Below are 14338 nucleotides of genomic sequence, written 5' to 3'. Positions count from 1 at the left end.
CTAACAGACTAAATGGTGGATTACAATCATAAAGCAGCTGCTTCAACTGTTGAATGACAAGAACATAGTCACGGGAGCCATTAAAATTACAAGAGGGCTCTACCTTTAGTTTAGTTGACTGTGATGAGAGTACTCCGGATGAAGAAAACGATCTAAGCCAGGATTCCATTGAAGAACAACTGGACCTTCCGCTTAAAGAAATGGAGAAAATGTTGATTGGTTTAAAGCTTAAATTGAATATTAGGCTTTCTTCGCAAGATTGGGTCAAAGAGATTGTCAGTATACCATTTATCATTCAGGAGGTTGCCTTCAGTTATAAGACAATTCATGGACTGGAACTGCAGCTCAATGGCTTTGAACAGTTTCAAGTTTCAGTTCATAAAGACTATCATTCCAGTGCAGACTGATACGTCGGGGCGATTCTCTATTTCGTCCGCAGGTACGTATGGCGATGCTATCCTGGATGTGAACCTAAGAACGGAAGGGATGATCTATTACATCGGGGTCAAAAGAGGCACTATGAACGCGTCGGATTATTCAAGCTAAGAAAAAAACTCCCCACGAACGCGTTTGTAAACTCAATATCAATAGAAAAGAAGCCTCCGATTCGGTTCGGAGGCTTCTTCGTGTCGAGAAAGTCCGACTTGAGCAAAATTCAGTGAACGCAAAGGTTGAGGGACAAGAACATTTAGCGGCCTCATTAATTTTATAATGGAATGTTGTACACTAAGCAGGAATGTCGCCAAGAAATAGCTGATAATGCAGGGTTTGAGTTCGGTGATGTGGTAGCAGAAGACACTATCGGTTAGACATAGACGCCAAGCAGTTGGACTGTGGTTTTGATATGATACGGCAATCGGTACAAGTTTAAAGCGATTACGAATAGTTGGATGTTTACGATCACTTAGTATAGATGAAATATTTATTACGTACGATACGCAGAATTTGTTTGGAGATAATTTAGACATTTACTCGAAAGCTTCAGGAGATTATTAAAACAGAAATGGGGTGACCCACTGCGATTGGGCTAGGAGATAACATACTCCAGAGCAAGATAGCACTCTATATTCTGGACAAAAATAACGAAGCGACTGGTTTCATTGATGAAGTAAGCTATGAGACATTTCCGCAGAAAATTTGGAACCATCCCGTCCGCGAGTGCTGGGGTGTTGGAGGGAGGAAGGAACGAAACTTAGCCCGTATGGGCATTTATACTATTGGGGGCCTGGTCAATGCAACTTAGCGACCATGAAAGCACGTTTTGGGATCATCGGTGAACAGCTTGTAATACACAGCCGAGGAATTGACCTAACGCATCCTTTCCATGACCTGATTTAAATAATAATGTCATCAGTCAGAAAAGTTTTGGAAGTGGTATTACCTTAATGAGGACTATAACCATGCTGAAGACGTCATTCCCGTCATTTTGGTAAATTTCTGCATCGGTTCAAAGACATTCTCTCGTTGTCCGGTTTTTTATCAGTAAAAGTTCGTTAGACTAACCTAGGGCAAAAACTTGCAGGGATTAGAAAAAACAAAATAATAAGTACAAAGAAAAAAGTGAACTATTTGGACATTATAGAATTTGATCAAAAAATTTGAGATTCATCTGGCGATTATTCCTTTCGTGTGAGAATGATTAGCTCAGTTGGGTTATTTTTCTATGCCTCGATTTTTTCATAAGAACTACTCACTGTCCAGTTAATTACGTTAATGAACTAAAATCAATTTGTAATGTTCTTTCCATATATTATTAAGATTAGATTTACTTTGTTAGGAAACAATAAGTTTGCAATATAATACCTCAATTGCAATTGAAATCGACAATCCAGAAACTCAATACAGGAGGAATAGAAATGCAATATTCACACGAGAATTTTCACGATTCTGAAACAAATCTTGAACAAAATAGTTTTATGGTTGATGATGATAACGGTGGTACAGCAACTTTAGAAAGAGTTCGTGTTGCACAAGAAGTAATTGAATTAACAAAAGAGGATGGTCCAAAGCAGTGGCATGTGAAGAACAGGGCAAAAGTGTTTATGTGCAAAAAAGCTGGGGGACAATATCCATGCGATTGCCCTGGTGTTAATTTATTTGTTGAAATCAAAAAGTCTAATGATCAAAGTATTATATTTAGTGGGGAAGTTGCAACAAATATAGATAGAAAATTCGATTTCGATATTGATGTTACTATCTCTAATCAAGATACTGCTCCCGGCTCGATGTATGTTCACCTTGAAGAACAATAATTTACTAACCGTAAGAGCTGTTGATTGACTCCCAATTGGTAATCCTATGGAAGCCGATAGCCTTCAAAATTCTAAATTGTCTATGCGCGCCTACGAGCGCTGACAGGCCACAAGCATTGAAACTTACCTTGAGATCATCCCTGATTGCGCGGGGTTATTAATCTAACAACTATTTTTCCCATTCATTTGGTGTCATTAACCGAGGCGCTGTCGAGTAGTTTAAAATAATTAGCTGCTTTCTTTGATCACTTAACGGGCATAGTTATAGAAGAAGTTATTGGAGATCTTCTTTTGAAGGAAGATTTTAAATTGAAGAACTATGATTTTTCCTGACAACAGCGTCTTGGTGTTCGTACCCCGTGAGATCCGAACAAAAGTCCATTGGCCTATGTAGGAGGATTAGTTATGAATGGTAGAATAATAAATAAGACAAATGAAATTTTATGTGTGTATGGTGGAGATCCGGTAGGCGGTTTTGATAATAGTTGTTTTCCTTTAAAACCAGGTGAAGCAACTTCTTCAAATTTCGATTGTGACGGATTTTTTGTTCCAAATGATAGACATGTCGGACAGGTATCATTTCCTGCACAAAAAGGTCCAGCAGCTGTTAAAATAAAGGACTATCAAACACTTACTGTTACTCAAGATGGAAACTTCTACCTTTTGGATTCACACAATTGGGGTATTTACCGGGCTGGTGAATTAAATTGGGCAATATATAATACTGATTATGCCTATACTGTTCGATGGGCTAGTCAGTATGGTAGCAACAGACCTATCGAAAGATATCTTAATCACGAATTGCCCGTTGGCGAACGTAACGGAGAGTTTGGAACAGAGATCCCTATCTAAACTCAAAAACCACAAAATCCCATGTAGTGCACCCCTTAGAATAGACATTGGAAAAACCCCCGGGTTTAGAGGATGAATTCTAGGGGGTGTATTTTTATGGGACAGAAATTTAAAACGTATTCCTTTGAACTGAAAAAGGAAGCTATACAGGAAAGATATCAGATCATGGACAAGGTAGCATCCTACGGAGATGTCCAAAAACTCGCTCGTGTGTTTGGGGTTTCCCGAAGTGGGTATTACGCGTATTTAAAGCGTAAACGAGTGGATCGCGATGCGAATGCGAAAAAACAGGTACTTCGAGCCTATCAGCGTTATGGCGGAAAATATGGTACAGCGGTAACGATGATTATGTTTGCAGATTATGATGCTTCTGCCACTATATCTTCAAAATGCCCGCGGCTATACAGCAATTGAAGCAGGCCTGCTTATGCTTCCCGGAGCACTCATCATGGGTTTTCTGATGCCTGTTACAGGTAGGCTGTTTGATCGCTTCGGAGCCAAGCGGAAGTATTATTGGGCAGCTTATTACGATCGGTACGACCCTAGGCTTTATTAACCTGACGGAATCGACGAGCTATATCTTTCTGCTACTAATGTCGTCTGCGAGACGAATTGGGATGGGAATGCTTATGATGCCTATTCAAACAGTGGGATTGAATGAGCTGTCGGCTAAGTTAAACGGTCATGGAACGGCTATTACTAATACTATACGCCAGGTTGCCGGAGCGATCGGAACATCCTTGCTCGTAACGGTTATGTCTTCGCAGACACGAGCCATTGGAATAAAATAGCAGCTTCAGGGGCCGCATTGACAGACAAATTGAAACTGGGAGCAATGATACAAGGTATCAACGATTCGTATCTTGTTCTTGTAGGCATTGGTATCCTTGGTTTGGTTCTGTCGTTCTTCATCAAGCGTACGGGGGAAGATGCTGAACTAAGCAACACTTTGGCAGAAAATTAGGCGGGAGATGAGCATCCATTTTCGAAAATGGCGATAAAGTAGGGCACCTGGGGACGCTTAAAAGACTTCTAGTGATTTCGAGTTGGCAAATGATCAATGTTCTATTTGGTGAAATGAATGTGTCGATGGAACCATAGGCATGTGCTTAGAATAAGTTACTGTTAGTTCTAACAATAACTTTAAAGGAGCAAACGTAATGGGAAATTGTTATATCGAATACAAGGATGGTAGACCACCTGTCTGCGGGCAAGCATCGTCCAAACAAGTTTGTTTTAATACTGCAGCATTAAAAAATGTAAAGTCTGCTGCTTGGTATGATAACCAGCCATGTCCATCTTACTTTCTACCCTCAATACTATTATCCAATGCCTCCAGCTCATTATTATTATCATCCTGTCCCTGAAGTAATGATGAATCCACAAGATTCTAACATTATGACAATATCAGTGGTTACTAATCCAGCTCTAGCTCAGGGATGGCAGGCACTGTGTAATGGTCATTTCGGAGGATGGTATGGTCAATGTAGAACTAATAGCGCTGATGCTAAAGCAGATGCAGATGAACATAATAGGACATCACACGGTGGAGAAAGATGGGCTACTTATGTAAAACGCTCATGTTAATTAGGTTCAAAGACGAGATTTAGTAGTCTCGTCTTTTTATTTGAGGTGGTGAAATGGAGAACTACTGAATTGCATGCTGGACTGCCGTGATTTACTTATGTTTATTTTAAAATTTAATGTGATGGCTGCCTTGCAGATCAGCACAATTATGAATGAGTTATTTGCTTCCAACACTATTCACGTTCACATAGTGAATTTCAATGCACAAGTCCTCAAATATATAAACTCTCGTGCAGAAGATGCCATTGAGATCCTTCGAGTTATGTTTAAACCCTGCTACCATAGCTCCGTTTCCCATTGATTCTTTGTATAACCGGCCAATCCACCCATGACGGCAGGACATTTGTTTTTACTCTACTTACTTGGTTACTTTTTAAGATAATTACGGGTGGAACGGTTAACGTTAAAAGTGATACTAACTACTACAACTCATTTTGGAGCTTTGGAGGGATCCGTAATGCGTATATAGTATCTAATTTCCGGTAAATCAAGATTGCCATCACCAACTATACTATAAATGGGATTGTAAATATCTATGTCATTGTTAATTGTCATTGCTATATCCATGCGATTAAATACAACATTTTTTGATTGGTACCAAGAAGAAGAAGCAGGATCTATCTTATGCCATGCTGTTTTTAAATTTGACATTGCTAGGGCTGATGAGTAGTTGTCCAAGTGAAAAATTGGTATTGTGTAGTCATTTGTACCATTTTGTAATCTATCATTTTTATTTTGATGCCATATTTTTGCTCCGGTTTGCAAAGAGTAAATACACGTCGTGTTCTCTTTTTCTCCCAAAAAATCACAATGCATACTAATGGTATGTTTAGGGGGAATTTCAATTAGAATTGTATTTACAATATCAAGTTTATTTTTATCATCAGGTCCGAATCCAGGTTGGTATTTAAATGCGTCCATATACACTCTCCCTTCGTAAATTCTAGATTGACTGAATAAACTCACACATCATTATTTGTGAATGACGTTTATGAGCAGATTGCTGATCGACATTAATGAATTCAAGCATAATTTTCATGTATAAAGTCTATCCAGCTTATAAAAAGCTTATTCATGAATAAGCTCTCACGGGAAGTTTCGTTCAGTTGGTTTTAGAGATACTATAAGCGCAATTGGCTGTTTCCGGGCGGTGCTGGCGGAAAGGGCAACTGATGTTGCACCAAAAATGGACAAGAACATGGTGTTTGCTGGGAAAGGGGAAATCTCGAAAGCTGCGTATAGCGTTAAGAACAAACATAACCTCTATCTCATGACGCTTCTTCTTTTTTAGGAAGTGCGTGTGTTCAGTGATACGCATCACATCATTAAAGGGAAGCATTTGTCGAGTAACACTCGGTTCGAGATCCTTTGCAAAAAGAACAAATGGGAGGATGCCCTCCATTCGTTAAGCGGAATAGGTGACCCTATTCAGTTGGAGGAGGGGTGACCGATACGGGGTATGAGAAGCCGGTAGAGTTTCGTTCCATGACGTCAATACCGATCAGTTCTCATGGAGTGGTAGTTGACAGTTCCTATGAGCGGGATATCTACAACGAATGCCATTGTCAGCAGCGGCAGATTATCCGGCCGCCGTACAACCTAAAGTATTATCCGACTTGGAATGGCATGTTGCCTGATGGCTTATTCCTGGATACGTCTCCGGAAACAATCGTCGAGATATTTGGAATGTCAGAGTATCATGAGCGGAAGCTTCAAAAGACTGCACATTTTACTCAGCTGAAGGGATTTAAGAAGAAGCCGTATTCATTCTGGTATAGGAAGCTTATAGTAGGGGAGTGACATCAAATAATAAAATGAATAAAAAATGTTATATGGGGACACAATATTTTCTAGTTAACAAAAATTGAAAACAAAAAATAATTCATGTAGGAAAACTAAAAACAAAAAAATGCCCTGTAGCAAAATAAAGGATTTGTACAAGTGTTGAGGGACCAGAACATGGTCCCATTGAAGTCGCTAATTTAGCGGCTTTTTTAATTTATCGGTACAAGTTCTTGTCCTGAGCCAAGGACAAGAACTAGTCCGATTGCCGATTAGATGAATATCTAAGTGAGGAGTTTTATAACCGTTAATTCATTAAACTAACGGGTAGGATAGTTTAAGATCATTCCTGAATCGTACCACAAGGAAGGGCAAGTTTTTTATTGTACTACACACCGATTAACTCGTTCTTTAGAATAGGACGTAACCTCTTTTGAACAGAGGTTGTCCACTAACTTGAAAAACTCTTCTGACGATAAATCCTTTTGTCGCTGGAGCCAAAGACGAAATAAGGAAAGGGAGGTTGACAGGTAAAACTCAATCAAATATGGCGTTAAGGAAGGGTTTTGCGGAACATTTAATTAACCGATTTAGAGTGATTTCTTTTTTTAGCGTTTTAAAAAACGGGGACTTCCATAAACACCTAAAAGGGCATTGAGAACCAAAAGATGTTCTTTTTTTGTCCAGACAATGGAGCGCATCTTGAACCGCATGCATCGATAGCTCTTTTTTCGCCAATTCTTCTTTTATGTCGCTCAATAAGTCATTTTCGAGAGCATCTAACAATTCGTATATATCAGAGTAAAGTATTGATAAAAGGTGCTACGGTTATATCCTGACTTATTCGCGATTTCCTGAACTAAAATTTTCTCGATTGGTTTTTGGCTATATAACTCACAAAAAACTCCAGCAGAGGTGTGGGGAAGGCAAGCTTGATCCAGCTGTTTCTGAACAGGAAACAGCTTCCGATCTATCCTGTCAAGAACGGAGAAGGCTGGCTGCTCATCGAGCATCAGTCGGTGGAAGAGCTGCAATTGATGATAACACTGGAAGGAGCAGCGATGATTACCCATGCTGGGAAGAGGCTTGGAAATATGTTGACTTGACGGAAGTGAATGAGGATGAAGCTGCGCACGATCAGTTCTTCGATGAATTCGACAGTTACCCGCAAACGAAAATAGGAGGATACGCATCCTATATCCAGTCACCGGTTTCCTTAGAAGATTTTCAGTTTATCATGCAGATCGGAAGCGAGGAAAAGCCGGGAGTTATGGTGGGTGACAACGGGGACGATGTACTGTTAAGGTCTCGTTCGAATGGTGAATGGCACATGCATTGGGATTGTTATTGAGGGTTTGACGGCCAGATAAGATAATCTGGCGATAAAAAGCAGATTTTTCTACCCAATGGGAAGTAAATAAGTTGAAGCGGCTAATCTGAAAGTTTAGCCATGGACCCGGGGAAATTGAGAGTGAAAAGAGGAATTATACAGCAATAGGTAGAAGTTCTTGTCCTTTAATGGTACAAGTGTACAAGTTCATAACGAATTATCTTCTGATGCACAATTTGAATTCCTTACGTACAACTTCACAGTGACCCAGTTTAGTGAATGTACTTTTGAGCTTTAATAGTAATTTCTTGTTTTACTCATGAATATAACCCTGCAATAATATCTATTGATTGATTCCTTTATTTAACTTAAAATGAAATCTGAAACTAAGTATATAAGGGGATACATATGAGAAAAGCATTATTGTTAGTTATGTTATTTACTTTAATTTTTCCAGTCCAAGTGTTTGCAGCAAGATCAATGTCTACTAGTGAGATTGAAAGAATTTATTTTGAGGACTACAAAGACAATGTAAAAGAGATTAAGAAGGCACAAAAAAAACTCAAAGTAGTATTAGGTACAGAAGTTGCTTCACTCACAGAAAAATTAAAACAGGCGACAGTAAAGTACAACCAAGCAGTAAAAAATAAATCAAGTAAAAACTCAATCGAAGTCTTGAAAAAGGAGAAAGAAAAGATCAAAAAGGACCTTGCTGCTGCCAAAAAACAGTTGGCAGAAATGATTAAAAGTTATACAAGAGAAAGCAATTTTCTACTAAAAAGTATAGCTGAACAAAAAACTGAACTTGTTAAATTCATTAAGGATCATTACGATGGTAAAGACAAGTTGACTGAAAATCAATTTAACAAAGAGGCATTGAATAAATTAAACGAAATAAATCAAAGTTTCGAACTTGCAATCGAATATCTTAATGAAGCGTACATATATTAATAGCCAGCAGACAACAGAAAACTGTTGTCTTTTTTATTTGAAGCAAATGATAGAAATGTAAATGTAATAAAAAGCAAGCAAACATACATTGTTTGTAATATAAAGAATTAGAAGATTTGGATTGAAAAACATAAGTTTTAGGCTATTACAGTAAACGTTGGGCCATTGAAACCTATTTTTGTACGGCGAAAGTTCAGCTGGACATGGATCGTTACCAGGTTCGCTCGGCAAAGGCCATTGACTGTTACTTGCCTTCCATCGACGATGGTGTGAAATGGATTACTTATGATGAAGTAAACCCTCCGATTTTCCCTGGAAGCGTATCTGTAAGAGTTAGAGTTAAAGCTGATCCAGTTAGTCAGGTTCCATCTGGGAAAACGAAGTTTGTTAGCTTTGTAGAAAATGTAGCAATGTATATTCGTATTAATGATGCTAGTAACACATTTGAAAAAGCGTATATATCATCAGCAATGGAGTATTCCTCAAATGACGGAGAAACGTGGACTACGTATAATGAGGCAAATCCACCACAATTCCCTGGAGACCTTACGATCCTTCTTCGCGAAAGTGCAAACGATTTTCTTCCAGCAGGACCAGCCAAAAGTTTTACATTCACATCTAATGTTTATGTCCTAACTGGAAACAATTCGCTATCCACGTCATTGTCGACGCTTGAATATTCTCGGAATGGTGGAGAGTGGGTTGCATTGAATGTGGATCAAGTAGTACCCATGCAATCCGGTGACGTTGTACAAGTTCGAGAAGCGGCTCGTGATCCATTCCCAGCAGGAACGCCAACATCTTATGATTACTAATTTCATAAAGTGAAGAGAATGTTCAGTTTTAGAAGAACCCCAATCATTATATTTTTGATTTGGGTTCTTGTTTTAAAATGTTGAAGTAAGCCAAATAAAATTTCATTAGATAAGCCGATTAATTAAACAACTGCGAATTTACTAGTGATTACTGGTTCAAATCAAACCTAATTTTAAATGAAGTTCCTAAAAGGGCCGCGTTAATTTAGAACCTTTTTTTGTTGTTCGTATAAAAAGTTAGCTTATAATTCTGCGAAATTAAATTGTTTAAGTATTTTTGCAGAAAAATGCATTGACCGATGGTAGAATAATCCATATCATTACCTATATAGATGATAAAGACATAAAAAATGGATTTTTATCAGTGGAGGTGAAATCATCCTTGGAAGTGAAAACTCAACAAACAATTCGGGCAGAGTTGTTAAATTACATAGAAGAAAATCAAATGCTTGTTTATCATTTTGCTGAAATATCGGGTATAAATTCTGGAACTCTTAGTCGCTTTATCAATGGTTCTCAGCTCATTCCGATTAAAGCTCTTGATAGAATGACATACACGATGGGACTTGAAGAGGGCACTTTTTATGATCTATATGTAGATGAGCTGCTGCTTGATCCATCAACAGACTGGAGAAGGTTACGGCCGTTTCTAACTAGATGCTCACAGTTAAATAAACTATTCTGTATTGAAAAAGTTGTTGATCTTATGTTGGAGAAATCTTACTATATTTCTTCACTATTTGATTTTGCTGAATCTCTGTATGAGGGAGGCAATACCACGGCATCACTTCTTATCTATAAAAAAGTCTCAGAAGGAGAACGTTATCAGCATGCCGAAAGGTTAGCTGTGTGTCAATATAGAATCTTCAAATTATCACTAGGGAATGATCAGCATATCAATTATGAACTTGCTCTTGTATTCGAACCTTTTGTCACAAGGTTGGGTGAATTAGAACAACTTGATGCTATAAAAGATCTCGTTAACTTGTATGTTTCTTTGCAGAATTGGGAGAAAGCAAAACAATTAAGCACTGAAATGGGACGAATAGCTAGAATACAATACGATTTAAAACATAAAAGGAAAGTAAATGAAATCAGTGTGAGTGGACCTAAAAAAGTGTTATTTGGGTATATTTTGTATTCGCATTTGATATTAGGGACAGTAGCTGAAGAGGCTCGGGATTTCAATGAAGCTTTTTATCATTTAGAAAAATATGAGGATCACAGTTGGATCGTTGAAACCGACGCTGCAGCCGAGCAAACAAAGAAACAATTTTTAGTCTGGGCCACCGCGAATAGAATGCTTTATAGAATAATGACAGGGGATATCCAATTAATTGAGAATTATGTAGATTCTTTGGCTAGCAACGATAACGAAATACTTCTGGCTCTATTCAAAGTTGTGAAAGCTGCGCTGAAATACTCCTGTAATATCGACCATATTTTAGAGCGCTATAACGAAATGATTCAAAACCAGGTAATCTCCCAGAAAAAGGTGGGGACATATACTTCTCAAGTAATTAACGACAGATTTGTGATTTTCTTAGCTGATTTAGCTGAATATTATATTAGATCTCTACGCCCTAATATTGGTATAATCTTTGTGTTAGATAGTTTGGCAATATCTGCTAAACTAAATAATGATGCTTATCTGGTCAGATGCTTCTGCTTATTTGAGAAATTGAGGCATTCAGCAACAGTGGATCAACTAGATAAGTATAAAGCAATTTTAAAGGAGGTCGAATTAGTTATATGAAGAAGATAATGATCGTTTCTTTGGCTGTGACTTTAGCAATTTTGGTAATTGCTCCATTTAATCAGGTATCAGCTGATAACTACGAAGTTATTCCAAAAAAAGATATTTCCATAATAAAAACGAGCTCACATGGTGCTGGCGGTTGGTAAAACAGAATAGTAATGTCCAAAACCTCCTTGGATGGAGGTTTTTTAATTGTCTTTTTTGTATATATTCACCAATCTGAAATTTGAATAGAAAGAGTTAGGATTAGTTATAGAGGTGATTTTGTTATGTCTACTAATCCTACAATTAAAGAAAAAATAGAAGAAGAGAGGGATGTCTTAAACAAGTTAGTTAACATATATGGTATTGAACATCCTTTGGTTATCAGACAATCCGAACTATTAGATGAATTAATAAATCAACACAACAATGATACAAAAACATCATCCAGTTAGATCCGTGTGCTTAGTGAATTATGATATAGAGTAATGGAGCCGTGGGAATCGTGGAACATTAATCAAGCTCTTGCTCAGGTTAAAGGGTTAAAGCCATAAATAAAATTCAGGTGTATTTGTATGAAAGAAAACTATGATCCTAAAATGGATAATTATTTTTCACGACTTATAAGAATGGTGAGAAATTATTGATAGTAGTAAGGTTAAAAACTCACTACTCATGTATCTTGCAGTTTATCGTTTGAATATAAGTTCTACTACGGGTCTGGTTACATAATTTTTAATTGATTACAACGTTTATTGATCCACAAATAGAGCATAAAATGCTTTCATTCATTTGAAGTGTTTAAGGGTAGGCAAGTTTTTTATTCACAGCAAAAATAATGCTCTCATGACTAGAAAAGAAATTCAAATACTAAGCCTGGCATCATGGAGGACAGTAAATGAACAATCACACAATTTATTTCCCATGGGATATACAGAAGCGAAGTGCAGAGTGCTATGTAAGAGCGATTATAAAAGAGTTTGAACTACCGCTGCCTTTAAAGATTAATTTAATCTTACCCTCAAACGAGTACATTTTAGAAATCGAGGTTTGAGTTTATATGTGTAATAAAATTCTATATGCTGAGCCCTGAAAGCATCAGGATGACCCAAAATATAAAGATCACTTAACAAGCGTTCTGAAGAAGATGTTGAGCGTTAAGTAATCAGAGGAGGTACTGAATCTACTCCGTGTCCGTTTAACCTCGCATGTTGGTGGACAAGAGGACTTCATCTTCCTACTTAATAAATTAATCAAGGTTTAACCTAAGAGCACCCAAACGGGTGCTTTTCTCTATGAGCAAAAGTAGATTCAACATGGCTTACGAAACAGAGGGTTCTGTCGTCATCAGAAACAAAGGGACGGTATGGGCGTGGCTGGCGCAAATAAAATTTCTATCGTAACAGGAGAGACAAACTTACCTGCACTGGGTGACGGCAGGATCAATTATGTGACGGCTTATGCTCTAGGTCGGCAAAGCAAGAGGAGTTGATACTTAGTTTATGCTTTGCATAATTGAACAAAAATAAGACTCTCACGAAACTAAGTCGAAAGAGTCTTATTTGTCTTATCGTGGTAATTCACCTGAACCTACATATTTATCTTTCTTACTATTCCACTTATAGCTTGCAACTGCGATCTTCCAACCACCTTCTGGATAGTAATTCTTCCACATTTGAATTATTTCCCCGGTTTTCGAAATCTCTATTCCAACATCACCCATAACAGATAACTTCTTTTTAAGAGTACCATTCTGATATTTATAAACGAGCAGTTCTGTATTTGATGGTAAATAGTCAAGAGTAACAGCTACATGCTTTTCTTTAGCCGAAACATTGAGGATTTGGATTGTTGGTTCTTCATCGCTATAGTAATTTGTATCTATAAGTACTATGACACCTTTGGAATTAATAAGATAAAAATTGCCTGATTCAGTGATCAATAAGTGTTCCTTCTTTTTGTCTACGTTTAGGTCTACTGACTTACTGACCTTTACCTGCTCCCGTGGGAATTTCTTTTCTAACAGAGTCTTTGGATTTACAGTAGCAGCCTCGATGTAAGATGCGTTAAATATGAATCCAAACATTGTAATGGCACATAGTAGAGCTGTTACTCGTTTCATAGTAGTCTCCTTTATAAATTACTTATCGTTTGCGTCACTAGCACTAAACATAATTCCGATCGTTTCCGAACCAAGTACAGTGTATCGTATTCCGTTTACTTCGGTTGATTCATCAACTGTACTCCAGTCAACTCCTTCATCCAGTATATGCATATCTGAAAGGATATTTGCGACAGAACTTGCGGGCACATCGGGATTAACAGAAAGAATAACTAAACCGATAGCTAGAACAATATCAGCTCCAGATGTCATGGTTCCATTTCCTTGACCGATCATTGTAACATCTCGTACAGAACCATCAGCTTTGTTAATGGAACCAGTGATACCTATGTAATCTGTAATGATATACTGAAATACATCCTGAACTGCTCCTTTTTGTATCTCAAGTTTCTTCCCTATTTTTAATTTCGAATTTCCGATTTCCTGAGCACGTTTGTTAAATGACTTTCGAAATTCTTCAGGTGTCATATTTAAACTTCCAGGGATCTCTAGTTCCTTCTGATCTTGCTTCTTTACATTTTCTTTTGCTACCTTTACTTCCTGGGTTTTAGCAACTGATTTTTCAGTTACAATAGTCTCTGACTTGCTTTCAGTCGGGATCGATACTTCGGTTGATGCAACCTCGTCTTTTTTAGAATTCTCCTCATCTTTGTTTCCAAAAATCCCTGCAACTATAATCACAACAATAAGCCAAAACCACCATTTTTTCTGAATAGGCTTTTTCAATCTTCTTCCTCCTGATATAGTAATAATTAACAACATAAAATAGTCTATCAGACCCAGGAAAATGTGGTTATATTTAAATTGGAACAATTTACAGCCACTATATTTAAATCCGATAGCATCGGTGAAAAGGTTCCACTAGTATAACGCTGGTGGAACCTTTTTTTTATTTAACAGATATTT

The 14338-nt window shown here is 37.6% G+C and carries 18 protein-coding genes; 15 read left to right on the top strand and 3 right to left on the bottom strand.

The window, feature by feature from the left end; genetic code table 11:
- The first annotated feature begins 1021 nt into the window (after positions 1 to 1021).
- The 7 genes from BMY78_RS33775 (at position 1022) to BMY78_RS33755 (ending at position 4068) form a co-directional block, all read left to right on the top strand.
- The gene (locus tag BMY78_RS33775; protein ID WP_090902472.1) at positions 1022 to 1243 is read left to right on the top strand and encodes a DNA polymerase Y subunit UmuC family protein; all 222 of its coding nucleotides are present in this window, start codon (positions 1022 to 1024) and stop codon (positions 1241 to 1243) included.
- A gap of 613 nt (positions 1244 to 1856) precedes the next feature.
- Positions 1857 to 2252: a hypothetical protein gene (locus tag BMY78_RS14845; RefSeq protein ID WP_090899995.1), complete on the top strand. Its 396-nt coding sequence runs from the start codon at positions 1857 to 1859 to the stop codon at positions 2250 to 2252.
- Between the two features lie 405 nt (positions 2253 to 2657).
- Positions 2658 to 3104: a hypothetical protein gene (locus BMY78_RS14840; protein ID WP_090899992.1), complete on the top strand. Its 447-nt coding sequence runs from the start codon at positions 2658 to 2660 to the stop codon at positions 3102 to 3104.
- Between the two features lie 96 nt (positions 3105 to 3200).
- Complete coding sequence (locus BMY78_RS33770; protein WP_090899989.1) at positions 3201 to 3518, top strand: hypothetical protein; 318 nt, start codon at positions 3201 to 3203, stop codon at positions 3516 to 3518.
- Positions 3466 to 3660 carry an MFS transporter gene (locus BMY78_RS33765; RefSeq protein WP_339844114.1) on the top strand — a complete coding sequence of 65 codons (195 nt, stop codon included), beginning with the start codon at positions 3466 to 3468 and terminating at the stop codon, positions 3658 to 3660. Before BMY78_RS33770 ends, BMY78_RS33765 begins: the two co-directional genes overlap by 53 nt.
- 73 nt (positions 3661 to 3733) lie before the next feature.
- Positions 3734 to 3895, top strand: a complete 162-nt coding sequence (locus tag BMY78_RS33760) for a hypothetical protein (RefSeq protein ID WP_306459204.1) — start codon at positions 3734 to 3736, stop codon at positions 3893 to 3895.
- A gap of 17 nt (positions 3896 to 3912) precedes the next feature.
- Complete coding sequence (locus tag BMY78_RS33755) at positions 3913 to 4068, top strand: hypothetical protein (RefSeq protein WP_306459205.1); 156 nt, start codon at positions 3913 to 3915, stop codon at positions 4066 to 4068.
- Between the two features lie 1052 nt (positions 4069 to 5120).
- Here the strand turns inward: BMY78_RS33755 and BMY78_RS14820 are convergent.
- Positions 5121 to 5612 (bottom strand): hypothetical protein, encoded by a 492-nt coding sequence (locus tag BMY78_RS14820; protein ID WP_090899983.1) that lies wholly within the window; start codon positions 5610 to 5612, stop codon positions 5121 to 5123.
- A 522-nt stretch (positions 5613 to 6134) separates the two neighbouring features.
- On the opposite strand from BMY78_RS14820, the gene BMY78_RS14815 reads away from it, so the two are divergent.
- From BMY78_RS14815 to BMY78_RS14785, 8 genes are all read left to right on the top strand, one after another.
- Complete coding sequence (locus BMY78_RS14815) at positions 6135 to 6491, top strand: hypothetical protein (protein ID WP_090899980.1); 357 nt, start codon at positions 6135 to 6137, stop codon at positions 6489 to 6491.
- Positions 6492 to 7405: 914 nt separating this feature from the next.
- Positions 7406 to 7579 (top strand): hypothetical protein, encoded by a 174-nt coding sequence (locus tag BMY78_RS33315; protein WP_256222131.1) that lies wholly within the window; start codon positions 7406 to 7408, stop codon positions 7577 to 7579.
- Positions 7576 to 7824, top strand: coding sequence for a DUF1963 domain-containing protein (locus BMY78_RS33310; protein ID WP_090899978.1), 249 nt, complete (start codon positions 7576 to 7578; stop codon positions 7822 to 7824). The genes BMY78_RS33315 and BMY78_RS33310 overlap by 4 nt, the downstream gene beginning before the upstream one ends.
- A gap of 387 nt (positions 7825 to 8211) precedes the next feature.
- A complete protein-coding gene (locus BMY78_RS14800) occupies positions 8212 to 8754 on the top strand; it encodes a hypothetical protein (protein ID WP_090899976.1) in 543 nt (180 codons plus the stop codon).
- 203 nt (positions 8755 to 8957) lie between these two features.
- Positions 8958 to 9569: a DUF4073 domain-containing protein gene (locus BMY78_RS14795; protein WP_090899973.1), complete on the top strand. Its 612-nt coding sequence runs from the start codon at positions 8958 to 8960 to the stop codon at positions 9567 to 9569.
- Between the two features lie 382 nt (positions 9570 to 9951).
- On the top strand, positions 9952 to 11325 hold the full coding sequence (locus BMY78_RS14790; protein WP_090899970.1) for a hypothetical protein: 1374 nt from the start codon (positions 9952 to 9954) through the stop codon (positions 11323 to 11325).
- Positions 11322 to 11474 (top strand): hypothetical protein, encoded by a 153-nt coding sequence (locus BMY78_RS32840; protein ID WP_177185743.1) that lies wholly within the window; start codon positions 11322 to 11324, stop codon positions 11472 to 11474. The genes BMY78_RS14790 and BMY78_RS32840 overlap by 4 nt, the downstream gene beginning before the upstream one ends.
- Positions 11475 to 11597: 123 nt before the next feature.
- Complete coding sequence (locus BMY78_RS14785) at positions 11598 to 11765, top strand: aspartyl-phosphate phosphatase Spo0E family protein (RefSeq protein WP_090899966.1); 168 nt, start codon at positions 11598 to 11600, stop codon at positions 11763 to 11765.
- A 1112-nt stretch (positions 11766 to 12877) separates the two neighbouring features.
- Here the strand turns inward: BMY78_RS14785 and BMY78_RS14780 are convergent.
- Positions 12878 to 13432, bottom strand: coding sequence for a hypothetical protein (locus BMY78_RS14780; RefSeq protein ID WP_090899963.1), 555 nt, complete (start codon positions 13430 to 13432; stop codon positions 12878 to 12880).
- A gap of 18 nt (positions 13433 to 13450) precedes the next feature.
- Positions 13451 to 14158 (bottom strand): hypothetical protein, encoded by a 708-nt coding sequence (locus BMY78_RS14775; RefSeq protein WP_090899961.1) that lies wholly within the window; start codon positions 14156 to 14158, stop codon positions 13451 to 13453.
- Between the last annotated feature and the right edge of the window lie 180 nt (positions 14159 to 14338).

It is taken from the genome of Paenibacillus sp. OK076 (assembly GCF_900110055.1).
GTDB lineage: Bacteria > Bacillota > Bacilli > Paenibacillales > Paenibacillaceae > Paenibacillus.
The sequence above is the reverse complement of the archived record's forward strand: the minus strand, read 5'-3'. Positions and strand labels throughout refer to the sequence as shown.

Excerpts from the sequence above, each read along its gene's own strand:
- BMY78_RS14845 (WP_090899995.1), top strand. The coding sequence starts at position 1,857 with ATGCAATATTCACACGAGAATTTTCACGATTCTGAAACAAATCTTGAA.
- BMY78_RS14840 (WP_090899992.1), top strand. The coding sequence starts at position 2,658 with ATGAATGGTAGAATAATAAATAAGACAAATGAAATTTTATGTGTGTAT.
- BMY78_RS33770 (WP_090899989.1), top strand. The coding sequence starts at position 3,201 with ATGGGACAGAAATTTAAAACGTATTCCTTTGAACTGAAAAAGGAAGCT.
- BMY78_RS33765 (WP_339844114.1), top strand. The coding sequence starts at position 3,466 with ATGATGCTTCTGCCACTATATCTTCAAAATGCCCGCGGCTATACAGCA.
- BMY78_RS33760 (WP_306459204.1), top strand. The coding sequence starts at position 3,734 with ATGATGCCTATTCAAACAGTGGGATTGAATGAGCTGTCGGCTAAGTTA.
- BMY78_RS14820 (WP_090899983.1), bottom strand. The coding sequence starts at position 5,612 with ATGGACGCATTTAAATACCAACCTGGATTCGGACCTGATGATAAAAAT.
- BMY78_RS14800 (WP_090899976.1), top strand. The coding sequence starts at position 8,212 with ATGAGAAAAGCATTATTGTTAGTTATGTTATTTACTTTAATTTTTCCA.
- BMY78_RS14795 (WP_090899973.1), top strand. The coding sequence starts at position 8,958 with ATGGATCGTTACCAGGTTCGCTCGGCAAAGGCCATTGACTGTTACTTG.
- BMY78_RS32840 (WP_177185743.1), top strand. The coding sequence starts at position 11,322 with ATGAAGAAGATAATGATCGTTTCTTTGGCTGTGACTTTAGCAATTTTG.
- BMY78_RS14785 (WP_090899966.1), top strand. The coding sequence starts at position 11,598 with ATGTCTACTAATCCTACAATTAAAGAAAAAATAGAAGAAGAGAGGGAT.
- BMY78_RS14780 (WP_090899963.1), bottom strand. The coding sequence starts at position 13,432 with ATGAAACGAGTAACAGCTCTACTATGTGCCATTACAATGTTTGGATTC.